The organism is Halarchaeum grantii (assembly GCF_014647455.2).
GTDB classification, from domain to species: Archaea; Halobacteriota; Halobacteria; order Halobacteriales; family Halobacteriaceae; genus Halarchaeum; species Halarchaeum grantii.
The window spans coordinates 677,212-691,849 of record NZ_BMPF01000001.1; the positions used below are offsets into that span (position 1 = coordinate 677,212).

General features: G+C 66.0%; 15 protein-coding genes and 1 tRNA gene. 9 read left to right on the forward strand and 7 right to left on the reverse strand.

Annotated elements, in window-relative coordinates:
* Window positions 1-35: 35 nt before the first annotated feature.
* From IEY12_RS03620 to IEY12_RS03660, 9 genes are all read left to right on the forward strand, one after another.
* A complete protein-coding gene (locus IEY12_RS03620; RefSeq protein WP_188878993.1) occupies window positions 36-449 on the forward strand; it encodes a hypothetical protein in 414 nt (137 codons plus the stop codon).
* A gap of 82 nt (window positions 450-531) precedes the next feature.
* Window positions 532-3,465 (forward strand): serine-rich family protein, encoded by a 2,934-nt coding sequence (locus IEY12_RS03625; RefSeq protein ID WP_188878995.1) that lies wholly within the window; start codon window positions 532-534, stop codon window positions 3,463-3,465.
* On the forward strand, window positions 3,462-3,680 hold the full coding sequence (locus IEY12_RS03630; RefSeq protein ID WP_188878997.1) for a hypothetical protein: 219 nt from the start codon (window positions 3,462-3,464) through the stop codon (window positions 3,678-3,680). The genes IEY12_RS03625 and IEY12_RS03630 overlap by 4 nt, the downstream gene beginning before the upstream one ends.
* Entirely contained in the window at window positions 3,681-5,387 is a 1,707-nt protein-coding gene (locus IEY12_RS03635; RefSeq protein WP_188878999.1) for a hypothetical protein, read from the forward strand.
* Window positions 5,380-6,183 carry a hypothetical protein gene (locus tag IEY12_RS03640; protein ID WP_188879005.1) on the forward strand — a complete coding sequence of 268 codons (804 nt, stop codon included), beginning with the start codon at window positions 5,380-5,382 and terminating at the stop codon, window positions 6,181-6,183. Before IEY12_RS03635 ends, IEY12_RS03640 begins: the two co-directional genes overlap by 8 nt.
* A 2-nt stretch (window positions 6,184-6,185) precedes the next feature.
* Window positions 6,186-7,538: a P-loop NTPase family protein gene (locus IEY12_RS03645; RefSeq protein WP_188879009.1), complete on the forward strand. Its 1,353-nt coding sequence runs from the start codon at window positions 6,186-6,188 to the stop codon at window positions 7,536-7,538.
* A 190-nt stretch (window positions 7,539-7,728) separates the two neighbouring features.
* The gene (locus tag IEY12_RS03650) at window positions 7,729-8,052 is read left to right on the forward strand and encodes a hypothetical protein (protein WP_188879011.1); all 324 of its coding nucleotides are present in this window, start codon (window positions 7,729-7,731) and stop codon (window positions 8,050-8,052) included.
* Complete coding sequence (locus tag IEY12_RS03655) at window positions 8,049-8,336, forward strand: hypothetical protein (protein WP_188879014.1); 288 nt, start codon at window positions 8,049-8,051, stop codon at window positions 8,334-8,336. The genes IEY12_RS03650 and IEY12_RS03655 overlap by 4 nt, the downstream gene beginning before the upstream one ends.
* Window positions 8,337-8,735, forward strand: coding sequence for a helix-hairpin-helix domain-containing protein (locus IEY12_RS03660; protein WP_188879016.1), 399 nt, complete (start codon window positions 8,337-8,339; stop codon window positions 8,733-8,735).
* Between the two features lie 356 nt (window positions 8,736-9,091).
* Here the strand turns inward: IEY12_RS03660 and IEY12_RS03665 are convergent, their stop codons facing one another.
* From IEY12_RS03665 to IEY12_RS03695, 7 genes are all read right to left on the reverse strand, one after another.
* Window positions 9,092-11,110: a helix-turn-helix transcriptional regulator gene (locus IEY12_RS03665; RefSeq protein ID WP_188879018.1), complete on the reverse strand. Its 2,019-nt coding sequence runs from the start codon at window positions 11,108-11,110 to the stop codon at window positions 9,092-9,094.
* Complete coding sequence (locus tag IEY12_RS03670) at window positions 11,107-11,244, reverse strand: hypothetical protein (protein ID WP_188879020.1); 138 nt, start codon at window positions 11,242-11,244, stop codon at window positions 11,107-11,109. Before IEY12_RS03670 ends, IEY12_RS03665 begins: the two co-directional genes overlap by 4 nt.
* A gap of 122 nt (window positions 11,245-11,366) precedes the next feature.
* Window positions 11,367-11,439 (reverse strand) — tRNA-Pro (locus IEY12_RS03675).
* A gap of 86 nt (window positions 11,440-11,525) precedes the next feature.
* Window positions 11,526-12,401 (reverse strand): RNA-guided pseudouridylation complex pseudouridine synthase subunit Cbf5, encoded by an 876-nt coding sequence (locus tag IEY12_RS03680; protein ID WP_188879022.1) that lies wholly within the window; start codon window positions 12,399-12,401, stop codon window positions 11,526-11,528.
* Entirely contained in the window at window positions 12,401-12,979 is a 579-nt protein-coding gene (cmk, locus tag IEY12_RS03685; RefSeq protein ID WP_188879025.1) for a (d)CMP kinase, read from the reverse strand. Before cmk ends, IEY12_RS03680 begins: the two co-directional genes overlap by 1 nt.
* 69 nt (window positions 12,980-13,048) lie before the next feature.
* Window positions 13,049-13,960, reverse strand: coding sequence for a DUF106 domain-containing protein (locus IEY12_RS03690; RefSeq protein WP_188879027.1), 912 nt, complete (start codon window positions 13,958-13,960; stop codon window positions 13,049-13,051).
* A 35-nt stretch (window positions 13,961-13,995) separates the two neighbouring features.
* Entirely contained in the window at window positions 13,996-14,631 is a 636-nt protein-coding gene (locus tag IEY12_RS03695; protein WP_188879035.1) for an adenylate kinase, read from the reverse strand.
* Window positions 14,632-14,638: the final 7 nt, after the last annotated feature.

Sequence of the window (14,638 nt, forward strand, 5' to 3'; positions counted from 1 at the left end):
CGGCTGTATCGGGCGGTGAATGGAGGTGGACGGTAGTGCCGTCGATGGTCGTCTGGGCGGCCCTCGGCGTTCTGGCGACGTTCGTCGCGGCGAGCTTCGTGTGGGACTACCTGCGCGAGGATCGCGAGCTGGAGGACGCTGCGACCCGGACGGGAGAGCGTGCCCAGCGAACGGTCAAGGGCGCGGCGAAGGGGTCGCGTCTCGCCGTCGTCGGGCTTGCCGGCCTCGGCGCGTCGGTCGCGGCGGAGATGCTCCAGTTCGCCGGAGAGCTGAACGCCGTCCTCGGAGGTGCGCCGGTGCTGATCGGGCACCTGATCTTCGGGATGGCGACGTTCGCTGGCCTGAAAGGCCTGATTCCGTTCGACGTGGAGACGATGGGGTTCGTCTTCATCTTCGTGACGGCGATCGCGCTGATCCTGCGCTACGGAAGCGCGGGGGAGGGCTCCTGATGCGGCGGCGACGCGAGGGATCGACCGCTAACGGTCCGCGGGCGGTCTCCCGCGGATTCGCCTCCGGTTCTGGGGGATGCTCATGAAACGAATCAGTGCTCTCGCTCTCGTCGTTCTCGTCGTTGGATCGCTCGTCGTCCCGTTCGTCGGCGGCGCAGTAGCCGCTGGAGGGGCGCCGTCGGGGATGACCGGCGTCCCGGACGGGAATATCGACGCGGACGTTCCTGCCGGAGAGAGTCTCCCGGTCGACGCGTCGGATCTCCAGGGACAGGTGTACGCGAGCGAGTACGCGCAGTCGCTCGACGTGACGCTCACAACGGCCGAGAACGCGGACGATGTCGTCGGGAGTGACTCGGTGCGTGTCTCGGGGGACGGGATGGCACTCGTGCTCAGCGACAGTCAGCATCACGCTGGTCGTGAGGTCGGCATCGAGGCAACGGTGCTGCGGCAGTCGCTGGGTTACCTCCCGGAGGCGGTGTATGGAGTCCACGACGACGGCAGCAAGTGGCAGCGCTCCGCGACGTATCGGGACGGGTGGCTCGTCTTCACCGTTCCAGAGTTCTCGAGCAACGTCGTCTCGTTCACCGGGGAGGTGTCGATCAACGCGACCCCCGCGACAGACGGGACGTCCGCGTCGTGGTCGCTGTCCTCGACAGACGCCGTGAGCGCGCCTGTGGTGAATGTGACGGGCGTTCAGAACACGGAGACAGATGTTAAGAGTGTGAGTAGTGCGTCGGATGGGTCGACGACGAATCTGTCTGTCGCGGGGACGTCTGTGAGTCCTGCGACGGTTAATGTGACGGACGTCACTCCGACGTCGTCTGTCGATTATGCGGATAGCTCAGAGCGGTCGACAAGCTCACAGACGACGTTCACGGTCCCAATCGACTCCGACTCGCGGCCGATCTCGGGAGTTAACGTCGAGTGGACGCTCTCGGGCTCGGTTGGCTGGGATGCCGATGCTGCCGTGTACGTCGCGGGCGGCGACGTGGGCAGCAGCGTCTTCTCGGATGGCGAGTTGGTCCAAGAGTACTCTCGGCAGGACGCACCGTGGGACACGGTATATAAGGAGGAGTCTATCGACCCGTCGATTAGTGGAGTTAACACGTTGACAATCGGGTTGGAGGTCCGCTCCTCGAGTTCGGACTTCGACGCGATGACTGTGACTGACCACGACTCGGACGGGGAGGCCATCTCGGTCTCGGTCGAGGAGGATCTCAGTCTAGCTGTGTCTGACTCTGAGACGGGCGATTCGGCAACGGTGACGTCTCCGGGGACCTACTCGCTCGATATCTCGACGTCGACGACGGACCTCTCGTGGTCGGGGAGCGGTAGCGTCGACGGGTCGATCTCCTACGAAGAGCGCACGCAGACCGCCAATGCCAGTGTGGAGCTAAACGGCAACGCGACGACGGTGCACTCTGGAACGCTCGCTGATGGTGAGACGGTCTCGGCGACGCTCGCGAAGAGCGACCTCCGCGAGGGGACGAACCGCCTCAACGTGACGATGGGTGACGGGAGTCTCTCCGCAGACGCCCCGGAAATGCAAGCAGACGTTACCCTCACGCATGATGCAACCGACCGAATCTCAACGACGTACGATGGCGAGAAGTGGTCGGAGCGGTACAACATCTCGCATACGTTCGCGGGAGATCGCGGGAGTGCGTCGGCGACGATCCCGTTTGCGAACGAGGTCGTCGGGATCCGCTCTATCGAAGCGAGTGTGAACGGCTCGGAATGGTCGCCGGTCTCGACGAGTGACTACGCACTCAGTGCTGACGGGAACGACCTCACGGTCGACCTCGACGGTGTCGTCGGTGGAGACATCACAGCGGGGACGAGCGTGAGCGTGCGCACGACGGGAACGCGCGTGCACGTCTCTGGCGGGTCGATCAAGGTGACGGAGCCGACGACGCGTGGTGAGCGACTCGACTCCGAAGTTGCGGTTCTCACGCGTGGGAGTGGTGACTTCGCGATCTCGACAGGCACGCCGAGTCCGGACACGCCACCACGGATCCACTACACGTACGACGAGTCGTGGGATGCAGATGAGCGCGCTGTCGTCACGTCCGGCGGGTCGCAGTCGCTCGTGATGCCGTCGGTCGGTGCCTCGGACACGTTCCGCGTGTCGACGATCCCGGTGGTTGCGGAGCCGGAGACGGCAGCGGGGGACGTCGCGGTGCGCGTCGACGAGCCGGCACAGACGACGCCGCAGTTCGAGGTCTCCGGGAGCGCGCACGAAGGCGACACGATCCGCTACACGTTCCTCGATGCACAGGACGACACGACGTACTCGCTGTACTCGCAAACACGGGACGTCGTGCTCGATTCGGGGACGGCGAACTCGCCGCTGACGCTGAGCGGGGCCGACGACGCGGGAGTGCTCGAGTTCGTCACCGGGAGCGACGGAGCGTCGCAGCCGTCGGACTCGGGTGAGACGGGACTCATGGGGCCCGTGCCATCGAGCACGACGACCGGCGTCTGGGACGCGCTCTCGACGCCGCTGGTGATCCTCACCGGGGTCGTCGCGCTGATCGTCCTCTGGCTCGTTCAGCGGCGGTTCTCTGACTCGGATCCGGCAAGAAGTCGCTCGAGTGGACCACTGTCCCTCGTCGCGTCCACGGCAACGAGTTCGGCGCGGTGGGGACGCCGGCATCCGGGAGCGGTCGGTGTTCTCGCGGCCGTTGTGGGTGTCGGACTCATCGCGACGGGCGTGATCTCGGTTCCGTCGGGGACGGTTCCGGCGCTGTTCACCGTCGGCGCACCGCTCGCGAGCTACGTCGCGCTCGGCCGGCTCGGTGATCGGTCGATGCTCGTCTGGGGCGCGATAGCGGGTATCTCCGTGGTGATCGGGCTCGTCTGGATGGGTGTCGACCTGTTCGGCGAGCTCCTGAACCAGCAGGTGAGTATCGTCCTCGCGGTCGGCGGGCTGGCTCTCGCGTACAAGCTCGTACAGGCGTATCAGAGTCCGAACAAGGTGCAGCGGTTCGTCTTCCGTGGAGGTGACGACAAGTGAGCGTCCTCGGATCGGTCGCGGACGGAGTCGGGCGAGCGGTCGTGTTCGTCATCGCGTTCGCCGTCGCTGCGGTCGGATGGGCGGCCCTGACAGGTGTCGTCGGCGGGATGCTCGACGCGGTCGGGATCGTGATCCCTGCGTCGACGTATCTCGCCGCGACACCGATCGTCTCCGGGTTGGCTGCGAGCTACGTCGTCATGCGGGGTGAGCGATAGATGCGCCGTACGCTCGCGGTGTTGGCTGTGGTCGCGCTCCTCGTGACGACGGTTGGCGGCGTCGCGATGGCGCAGGAGACGTCGTCGAACGACTCGCAGTACACGATAGAGGAGCTGAAGGAGGACGGCCAGCACTACTCACAGCCGTCGATGCGTATCGTTCCATCGGAGAACCGACTGTACTGGTTGGAGCATCGGCCGGTGAATCAGCCGTGGAAGGACGTGACGAAGGCGTCGAGCGGGAAGATGCTCGACGGCCAGTTGCAAACGGACACGCTGTATCTGCGGACGTACACGGCGACGTCTGAGCCACGCTCGGTGGACGTGACGCTCGTCTTCTGGGAGCAGGGGACGCGCAGCGTATCGCGTGGGAACGCGACGACGACGGAGGCCGTGGCGGAGAACGTGAGCGTCGTGCATCGGACGGTGACGCTCGAGCCCGGGAAGTCGCTCGGGGAGATCGCGCTCCCGCAGCACGACGAGTCGACGCGAGTGACGATGTGGCTCGATTCCGCCCCAGAGACGGCGCGATGGACGTTCTCGCACCGGTCGGTGGCGTTCACGCAGCCCATCGACGCGGACACGTGGAGTGACTTCTTGATCCTCGCGGCCGGCTTCGTGATCCTCCCGGCGCTCGCGTTCGGGTGGGTCGGCGGCCGAAAGGTCAAGACTGCGATTGAGAAGGCGGGAGAGCCGCCGGGGCACGGGTTCGGTTACTACGCGCTCGTGGCAACGATCGCGACGGCTCTGATCATGTTCGGTGCGTACTACTACGCGGCGGAGGTGATCGTGACGCTCCCGGTCGTGCTGGGGCTCTACGTCGCCGTCGTGTACGTCGGCTATATGCTCGCGACGCACTCTGGCCGGAGCGAGACGAAGCTGTTCTGGCAGCCGCATATCGAGTCAGTCGAGGCGTTCACGAAGACGAAGCTCCCGGCGATCGGCGCGGGGAACTCGGACAAGCAGCTGTCGTTCAGCGAGGATATGCCGTTCGGGAAGATGCAGTCGTTCCGCGTCCTTGACGAAGGCCAGGACGGGCTGAGCATCGTTCGGAACGGCTGGTTCGCGTTCCTCGCCCGACTCAAGGGCGGTCGTGCGCGGATCGAGAACGCCGACGAGCTGAAGACGCGCTTCTCGCTCACGGAGAGCCCGTGGGGCGAGGTCTTCATCGTGGATCCAGAAGCGACGACGCTGATCGAGTACGAGCCGCCCGGGCTCGAACTGAAGACGCCGGAAGTCGAGTCCTGGAAGGATCTCGTCTGGCCGGCTGCGCTCCTCGGTGCCGGTGGCGTGATCGCGTGGCAGGCCGCCCAGCAGTACGGGCCGACTGCGTGGGCGGTCCTGCTCGTCGCTGTTCCGGTCCTCGCCTGGAAGTTTGCGGTGACGGGGACAGACACGCACGTACATGTGGAACCGGCTCCGGCGGCTCTGCGGCCGGTTCTCGCGTCGATGCTCGTTCTCCACCTCGGCTACCAAGACGCGTCGAAGCTCCGGGAGGCCGAGCAGTTCGCGTGGAGCGCGCTCGCCGGCCAAGAGAAGGAGAAGATGTCGTGGGAGCGGGACCGCGACGAGACGTTCGTCGAGCGGACGTTCCGCGATGAGAGCACCGACGCGGACGGTAGCGACGGCGAGAAATCTGAGTCAGAGGCGCCGCGTGAGGACGACGAGGATCTAATCGACCGTGTGGGGGCGTCGAGTGATGACTGAGCACGACGGCACGCGGTCGCGGCGGCCAGCGGAGGTGCAGGTCGTCACGCAACTCTCGGCGGAGCGTGACCAGCTCCTCGAGGGCTTCACGTCGCGCCGTGCGGTGATTCGGTGGGGCCAACGCGTGGCAGTCCGGACGCTCGGGCAGGTTCCACAGGATCGGTATCGGCAGCTCGCGCGGAGCTTCAAACCGGACAACAACGCGCAGGAGGGCGTGTTGCTCGCGGCGTTCCTCCGGTCGGGTGCGCGAACGCGCGATCTCGACGACGAGGTGGCGCGTGGTCTCCGCGAGCGATGGGCGGCGGACGTCCTCGGCACGGTGAGCGTGCGCGCGTTCCGCTCGATCAGGAAGGATGCTGGCGAGTACATCGGTGACAGCGAGGACGACGGAAGTAGCGACGTGGGGTACGACCCGGCGAGTCAGTCGTTCGCGATGCGGCCAGCGCTCTCCGAGCTCGATGACGTGCAGGCGGACACGCTCGGGATGCTTCTCGGTGGCCTCGAGGATCGGCGGCAGATCCTCGACTGGGGGGACTACCTCACGTCGGCGACGCGTGGTGAGCCGGTCGATCCGGATCTCGGTACGGGCGCGTTCGTGCCGAAGTGCTATCGGGAGTCCTCGACGGTGCGCGCGCTGACGGATCCCGGTGAGGAGTACGAGCGGTTTCGGGAGATGTTCGCGGCGAAGTGGTTGCTCCCGGCGTTCAATCGCGGCGTACGCGACCTGACGAATCGGACGGCAGAGGAGCCCGACGGCGGCGACGACTCGGGGCCAGCGGAAGCACCCTCGTGGTAACTATGAGTGTCATAAAGCAACAGGCGAGTTCGGAGGCAGAGATTCGAGAACAGCTCCGCAAGATCACGGAGCCGTGGGAGAAGTCGCGGCAGGCGCTCGGAGACATCACGGCACAGAACCACGACGACGGCGAGGTGATCCACAAGCACTTCTCGGTGCCGCCGCTGCACAAGTATCTCGCGAAGGCGGATCGCGCGGGCGCACCAGTCGCGCAGTTCCCTCGCGCGTTCGTCGACAACATCCTCTATACGGATAGTCGCGACCTCGAGCTGATGCGCCAGCTGGCCGGAGAGGTCGACTACGACTTCCGTGATCCGAACCCGTCGCACGAGGCGCTCGAACGATACGGCCGGTACCGTGCGAAGCTGATCGAGTGGGTGTGTGACGATCCGCGCCGTGTCTCCGAGGTCCGGAGCGAGGGCGGGACGGACATGTTCATGCACGGCGAGCCGGGGGGTGGGAAGACGACGCTCGCGCTCTCGAACGCGATGTGGCGGATGCAGGTGAACAACGAGACGTTCATCTGGGCGGAGTCAGTCGACGAGTCGGGGACGAACGAGCGGACGGAGTGGCTGGCGTTCGCGCCGTACGCGACGCTGGCGATCCCGGAGGGACTGGGAACATCAGTCCGGGTCGTGCCGAGGGACACGACGGTCGGGTCGTTCACCGTCGACGTCGAGGAGATCGCGCGAGACGTGATCTACTACGACTCGATCCATGATCTGATGACGCAGCTGATGCCGGGGCAGTTCTACGTCGTGTTCCCGGACCCACTGCATCGCGGGTGCGAGGACGTCTCGAAGTTCAACTACATCAACTTCGAGCAGGTGACGCCGCGCAACGAGGACGGGCCGGATGAGCCGACCGACGCCGATCAGTGGTGGTTCGCGTTCGTGGCGCACCGGATCAGCGGCGACGTCTACACGCATCCGACGTTCATCAACCTCGACGAGGCGGGGAACCTCCTCGACCCGGACGCGGCGAAGGACGTCCACCAGCACTATCAGAAGGTGAAGTGGTTCCGCGACAAGTACGCTGACGCGCGGAAGAAGGGCGTGAGCTTCGGCTATCAGGCACACGCGCTCTCGGAGATCAACAAGTTCCCCCGGCAGAAGATCCGGTGGCGCGTGACGATGAGCGGGAACGCGCCGCCGATCGGGCGGAAGCTTCCTGGTGATCGTGAGTGCCCGATGACTGCGGACCTGACGAGTTCGATGGACGCTGGGCAGGCGGTGATCTGGAAGTCGCCGCACTTCGCGGAGATCAAGTGGCCGAACATGAAGGGGCAGGCGCGTCTCGACGCGGAGGTCTCGATCGACTTCGAGCGCTGGCAGGATGCGGCTGGGGGTGCCTGAATATGGGCCGAAAAAAGAAAAATCGCGCTCTCAGGGTTTCGAGATCGGTCGGGAGGGGTCGGCTTCGGTTCGGGCGCGGTTGCGGCGGCCGCGCGCGCCGGGCGGCCGGCGGTCCCACACGCGCGCGTAGTTGGATCGCAGGCGTGGGGGTACCCCCGCGTACGTGCGACGGTCGTGGAGGTGAGCGCGCGTGAGCGACTTGTTCGACTCGTACGTCCGGGAGGCAGTCCGTAGCGACCGTGACGTTCGTCTCGTGGAGTACGACGGTCGCGGCGGTGATATGCTCTTAGAGATAGATGGCATCCGGATCGAAGAACTCCCGCTGATCGCGGACGTCTACTCGTTCGATCTCGAGGAGGTTGGCGACCTCAGTACGGAGAGTCGGGAACTGCTCGATGAGCTCGAGGCGGAGCGTGTGGCGCGGAGTCGAGCGCGACGTCGTGCTCGGGTCGCCGAGCGAACGGGAGCGCATCGGTCGGCGGAAGGAATCGCGTTCAGTGAGGGATCGGCATGATCAGCGAGCTCTTGCACGCGCTCGGTGTGCCGGGATCGATCGTGGTGGTGGCGTCGGTCGCGGTGACGCTGTTCCACGGCCGGCACTTGCTCGCGATCGGGGCGACGGTGGCGACGTGGGCGCGCTTCGTGGGCTTCCTGGTGCTCGTGGGCGCGGTCGCGTATGCGGGCCTGATTCCGGGCGTGAATCTGTCGGTGGCGGTCGAGCCGCTCTGGCACGCGACGTCGGCGCTGGCGGGCGCAGCGTGGGAGTTCGGGCGAGCGTTCTTCGGAAACTGGATGTAGATGGATCTCGGACTGCTCGGGCCGGTGTTCTGCGTCGTCTGGGCCGTCATGTGGCTCGTGGACCGCTATCGGTCGCGCCTGCCGCTCCGGGTGCGCGTATGGCTTGGCGATATCGACCTCGAGGACCCACGGACGGAGGACGCGGTGAAGCTGGCGTACATAGAAGGAGAGATCACGCTGGATGAGTTGGAGCGGCGGCTGTCGGTAATCGTCGATCCGCGCGCCGAACAGTTACAGCGCTCGGTGGAGGCGGTGTCGGGGGTCGGGCCGAAGACGGCGTGGTCACTCGCGGAAGCGTTCGCTGACGAGGATGAGTTGCGTGCGGCGTCGCGCGAGGAGCTGGAGAGGGTGCCGAACGTCGGTGAGGAGCGTGCGCGAGCGATTCGCGAGCGTCTATAGCTCGTGGCTGGCTCGGCAGCGCAGTGGTGGAACGATGAAATCGGAGGTGCACCTGCAAGTGTTTCGTGTGTTTCACGGTGCGGTGCTGCGGCGTAGCGGGTATTTTTTGCCCGTCTCTTTAGGGACACTTCCTAAGGGGGTGCCGACACCCCGTGTCGCAGCCCCGCGAGGTCCGCGACCTCGTCGAGCGTGCTCGACGCCGAAGGTGTCGCGTGTCCGAGTGATTCGGCGCGCGCGAGGGAGATCTTCGCGAGCGTCCGAAACGGCTGTAGAATCGGGGAAGCAGCCCGCTACGCCGGCTCAGAAAACGATCGGAAGAAGAGCGCTGGATAGTGTTGCCACTGGGTCGGAGCCGGTCAGCCGAGGACCGTGCTCGAGGACAGGAGGTGTTCCGGCTCGCCAAGATAGCGAAGCTCGCTACCGACGACTCGGACGATCCGACTCGTCTCAGTCTGTCGCTCGCCGTTCTCGTTGATCCAGCGGAGGTTCGCGGTCTCGAAGCGCTCGGTTCCGAGGCCGGCGCGGATCCACGCCTTGTGGCCAGCGCGGAGGAGGGCGGCGACCTCCTTCCGGCTGTAGCGCGTGGCGCCGAGGTCGATCTCGAGGTCGTCCTCGGCGGCGTCGGCGAAGGAGACGCCGTAGCGGTTCATCCACTTCGCGAGAGCGCTGTCGGCGTCGAGGTTCGCGGCGGACAGCTGGTTCGCGATCTTCCGGCCGGTGGTCTCCACGGCTGACCGAAGCGAGTCGACGGCCTGGTGGACGGACTTCTTCAGGTGGTTGGTGACGAACTTCAGGTTCCCGTTGTCGCTCTCGACGATTCCCTCGAGGCGTTCGAGGGCGCGCCAGAGCGTGCGGGTGGAGATGTCCGCCGAGTCGGCGACCTCGCTGTAGTGTTGGTCTTCGCCGCCGTCAGTGAGGACCTCCAGGACGTCGAGCTCGCGGTCACCCATCGCGTCGGGGGAGAAGACGCGCGTGACGAGATGCTCCTGCTCGGCGCGGAGTTCGGGCGTCGGGTCGGGATGGGTCGCGATGTTCCGGTCCTCGGCGCCGACCTCGAAGTACTCGTCCTCGACGAAGATCCACGGGTGCGGGCCGGTCGGGAGGTCGGACCAGTGAAGGAGGTTGATGAGCGCCTCGTCGAGTTCGCGGTCGAGTCGGTCGCGGTCGCTCCAGGTGATCGAGCCCCCCGACTTCTTGCTGTCGAGAGCGACGCCGATCTTCGGATGGTAGAGCGGGCTGTCTTCGTCGTCGTTGACGGTTCGAGGGTGATAGTGCTTGAACTTCTTGCCGAGCGAGTGCCCGGAGATGAGCTTTCCCGCTGCGCGGTTGTCGACTTCGACGCGATGGAGGTGCCCCTCGATGTCGGTGTCGTCGCGGTAGTAGACGAGCTTCTGGCCCTCGCGGCCGGCGAACTCCATGAGACGTTTGAGCGCGCCTTCCCAGCCGACGACCTGTTTGCTCTTCTGCCGGTCGATGCGGACGTAGCGCTCGAACTGGGTGATGCGGCTGTCCGGGTGGACGAGCTTCGGCGCGACGTATCGATGCATCCGACCGCCGGTCTCGGTATCGACGATCTCGTCGACGACGCGGTTCACGAGCTTCGGATAGGCGTCCGGCTCAAGGTTCGAACCCTGCACGTCGACGCTCAGGCCCTCGAAGTCTCTCGGAACAGGAATCGACTTCCCGGACTTCGACGTCATCCCGCTCCACGCGGGCGTGATGTGGAGACTGGCCTTCTTCTCCTCGAGGCCGTCCTCGGCACACACGGAGATGTAGAACTCGTACGTCGAGTCGAAGTCCATGTTTTCGTGCGGCTCGATGTTCCCCTTCTGGTAGGTGAGTCGCGAGAGCCTCCAGGTCTCGCCCTGGAACTGGAAGCGCGGAAGGTCGGGATGGTCGCTCGGGTCAAGATCCTTCCCGAGCGGGAGCTCGTCGAGACGGCCGTTGTCTCCGAGCATCGCTCCCCGGATCGCGTAGAACGCGCTGAACGGCTTCCGGCCCGGCGTGCTCCTGTGCTGACCGTAGTAGAAGTACGCCTGGAACTCGTGGGGCGCAGTCTTCTGGTAGGTCGTGGTCTGCTGCTCGTGAAGGAGTTCGTCGAGATCGTGGCGTCCGTCGCAGCGATGGCGACCGTCCTCGGAACGACGGTCGAACGTCTCCTGGCAGAACCGACAACAGCGTCCGTCGATCTCCTCGAGGGAGAGGTCGCTGATGTCCTCGTTGTCGCTGTCCTCCAGGTCGGGAGCGTGCTGGTCGCCGTCGAGGACGCCGTCGTCGAAGAGAGCGAGCGCATCATCGCCGTCGAGGTCGGCGGCGTCGGCAGGCTCGTCGAAGTCGCCGAAGTCGTGCTGGTCGCGTCCGGGGCGACGCGTCATGTCGATCCCTCCGTGAGGACGTCGCCACAGGTATCGCAGATGAGGACGGTCGCGCCGTCGCGTCGATCACGTCGGTGGCGCGCGTCCTTCCAGGTGTCGCAGTGACACGCGGGCGCGTCACGATCGAAGCTCACGCAGCATCACCCCCGAAAACAGCCCTACTTGAAAGAGGGGGTTGTATGCACTTCTGGTTAAGTAGTAATTTGTCGAGTGAAGTCCTGAACCGGGTGGTGTCCCGATGCAGGAGTGTGAGAAGTGGGACCGTTGAGATTTGAACTCAAGTCCGACGGACCCCATCCGCCGAGGATACCAAGCTACCCCACGGCCCCGCACTCGGGAAGACGAGGGTGCCAGCATTAAGGCCTTCGTTTCGGGGACGCGAGGGGGAGGTCCTATCGGGGGGTCGCGTGGCGGGCTACACGAGGACGCGTTCGAGCGAGACGACTTCCCCGCGTTCGGCGTCGGGGTCACCGACGAGACGGCCGAGGCAGACAACCGCCTCGTTCGGCGTGTAGCACGCGACGAGCGTGCCGGTCTCGGCGTCCTCGGCGTCGATGACGCCCGGCGCGAACACGGGCGCGCCCTCGGCGACTTCGCGCGCCGCCGACGGCGCAATCGTCACCGACGGCAAGTGCGTGAGGGCGCGTTCGGCGGGTGCAAGGGTCGCTCGAAGCCAGTCGTCGGCCTCGCGCTCGCGCCACTCCGCGAGCGCGTCCGCGAGGTCCTGAAGGGAGACGAGGTCGCCGTCCGCGAACGGCCCCGTCGCCGTCCGCCGGAGGTGGCCCATGTGCGCGCCCGTTCCGAGCGCGAGGCCGAGGTCGTGACAGAGCTTTCGGACGTACGTCCCGCTCTCACAGCGGATCCGGAGGAGGATCTGCCGGCGGTCGTCGCTCACCTCCAGCGCCTCGAGTGCGTACACTTCCCGGACGCGGAGTCGGCGCGCCACCGCGCTCTTTCGCGGCGGCTTCTGGTAGAGGCGCCCCTCGAACTCCGCGAGCACGGACGCGTAGTCCGTCGGTGCGCTCGCGTGCAGCTCGAGGACGGCGACGTACTCCTTCGCGCCCTCCAAGAGCGCCGGGGCGAGTCGCGTCGCCGTCCCCGTCAGCACGGGGAGACAGCCGGTCACCTTCGGGTCGAGCGTGCCGGCGTGTGCGGCCTTCTCGACGCCGATCATGTCCCGGATCCACGCCGAGACCTGGTGGGCGGACGGACCCGGGGGTTTGTCCAGATTCACCACTCCGAACGACCGGAGCGCGTCGACGTCGCGCTCGTCCGGCGCTTCGCGGAGCATCAGAACTCGTACCGCACGCCTTCGACCGGCGTCTCACCCTCGTCCCGCGCGGACTCGTAGGACTCCACGGCATCGAGGACGAGGCGCGGAACCGTCGCCTCCCCCCAGCGCGCCGTGTTCACCGCGAGGTCGTAGATGGAGCGATCGTCGAAGTCGATGCCGTAGTACTCCCGATACCGCCGTTTCTCCGAGCGCTCGCGCTCCGCCGTCTCGCGTCGCGCCACGTCGACCGCCTTCCCCTCGCGGTCGGCGATGCGCCGTGCGCGAACGTCGAGCGACGCGTCCAACCAGAACTTCAAGTCCGCGTGCTCGCCCGCCATCCAGCCGGCGAGACGCGACTCCAAGACGAGGTCGTCGCGGTCGCGCGCCGTCTCCCGGAGCTGCGCGTCCAAGTCCCGGTCCACGCTCTCGTCCTCCTCGGCGAGTTCGTTGAACTCCGCGAGCGTGTACCCGCGCTCGTCCGCGAGCGCGCGGAAGATGTCGCCGCCGCTCACGTGCTCGTAGCCGAGCTCGGCCGCGAGGAACGCCGCGACCGTACTCTTCCCGCTCCCCGGCGGCCCGGAGATGGTGATCAACATATGTCTCCCACGGTGGGAGCGAAAAAGACGCTTTTGGGACGCGTCGCCGCGTGCGACGGAGTTACACCCTCAGGTCGGCGTCGTCTGGATGCCCAGGCCCTTGCGGACGACCTGGCTGAACCCCATCGAGCAGAGGAAGTACCAGACGATCCACGCCGGCATGAACCCCGCGATGCGGTCCAGGAGGTGGATCTGTCCGACGAGCGGCATGACGAAGGACGCCTCGGCGCCCGTCACCCCGTTCGTCAGGAGCTTCCAGTACATCCAGAGGAAGACCGGGATCGTGAGGAGCATGATCCAGACCATCGGCCGGAACTGCATCTTGAACATCCCGAGCTGATCGCCCATCGCCTCCATCTGCTCCTCCCGGATGCGCTCTAGGGCCTCCTCGTCACCGCGCTCCTTCGCGGCCTTCTGGCGGTCCTGGATCTCCTGCATCTGCTCCTGGTACATCGACATCTTCTCGAAGTCCATCAGGTTCGCCTGAATGATGGACGTGTAGAACCCCGTGAACGTCGCGAGGATCATGATGACGACGAAGAACGGCAGCATCGCGTCGATCGGGCCGAGGACCACGTCGACGACGCCACCGACGATCCGCCGGATCGGGTGGTAGTAGTAGCCGGCCATCATCGCGACCGCGACCACGCCAGCGAGCTTGTCGTAGGTCGTCCACGACGACCCCTCATCGTCGGAGTCCGTCGACGCGGACGCCGACGGAGACGTCGATGCCGTCGGCGACTCGTCCTCGTCCGACAATCCCTCGCGAACGGCCTCAGGGTCGTCGACGCGGAAGCCATCGCCGGCCTCGGTGAGGATGCCTTTCTCGATGAGGCGTCCCCACTGACCGCTCGTCAGCTCGCCCTTGACGTCGCGCCACTCGACGGCCTCGTCCTCGTGTTCGAGGAGCGCCGTGAGGGACGCGCGCATCTCGGGGTCCTCCGAGACGAGCTCGCGTACTTTCTCCGCAGTCCGTGCCATGCTACGTACCTCCGAGAGGAGCGTTCATCAACCTTTTACTCCGTGCGCGAATCGACGGCGGCCTTCACGTCCGCCCAGACCTCGTCCGGGGTCTGCTCACCGTCGACCTCGACGAACTCGTCGGTGCTTCGGTAGTGCTCGATGACGTCCTCCGTGTTCTCCTCGTACGTCTTCAGGCGCTCACGGACCGTCTCCTCCGTGTCGTCGTCGCGCTGGACGAGCTCCGCACCGCACTCGTCGCAGACCCCCGTTTCCTCGGGCGCGTTGAACTCGACGTGATAGGACGCACCGCAGTCCGGACAGACACGACGGCCGGTCAGCCGGCGAACGAGTTCCTCCTCGCTGACGTCGAGGTAGAGAACCACGTCGAGTTCCGTCGCGTCCTCCAAGTACTCGACCTGACTCTCGTTGCGCGGATAGCCGTCGAGGACGAACCCATCGGCGTCCTCGAGCGCCGCCGCGACGATCTCGTTCACGAGCGGGTCCGGGACGAGTTCGCCCGCGTCCATGTACTCCGCCGGCGTCCCGTACTCCGTCTCCATCTGCTTGTTCGCGCGGAGTGCATCCCCGGTCGTGATGTGCTCGATGCCGTACGCCTCACAGAGCCGCTTCGACTGCGTCCCCTTCCCAGCGCCCGGTGCGCCGAGAATGAGAATGCGCGGGTCGCTCATAGCAACC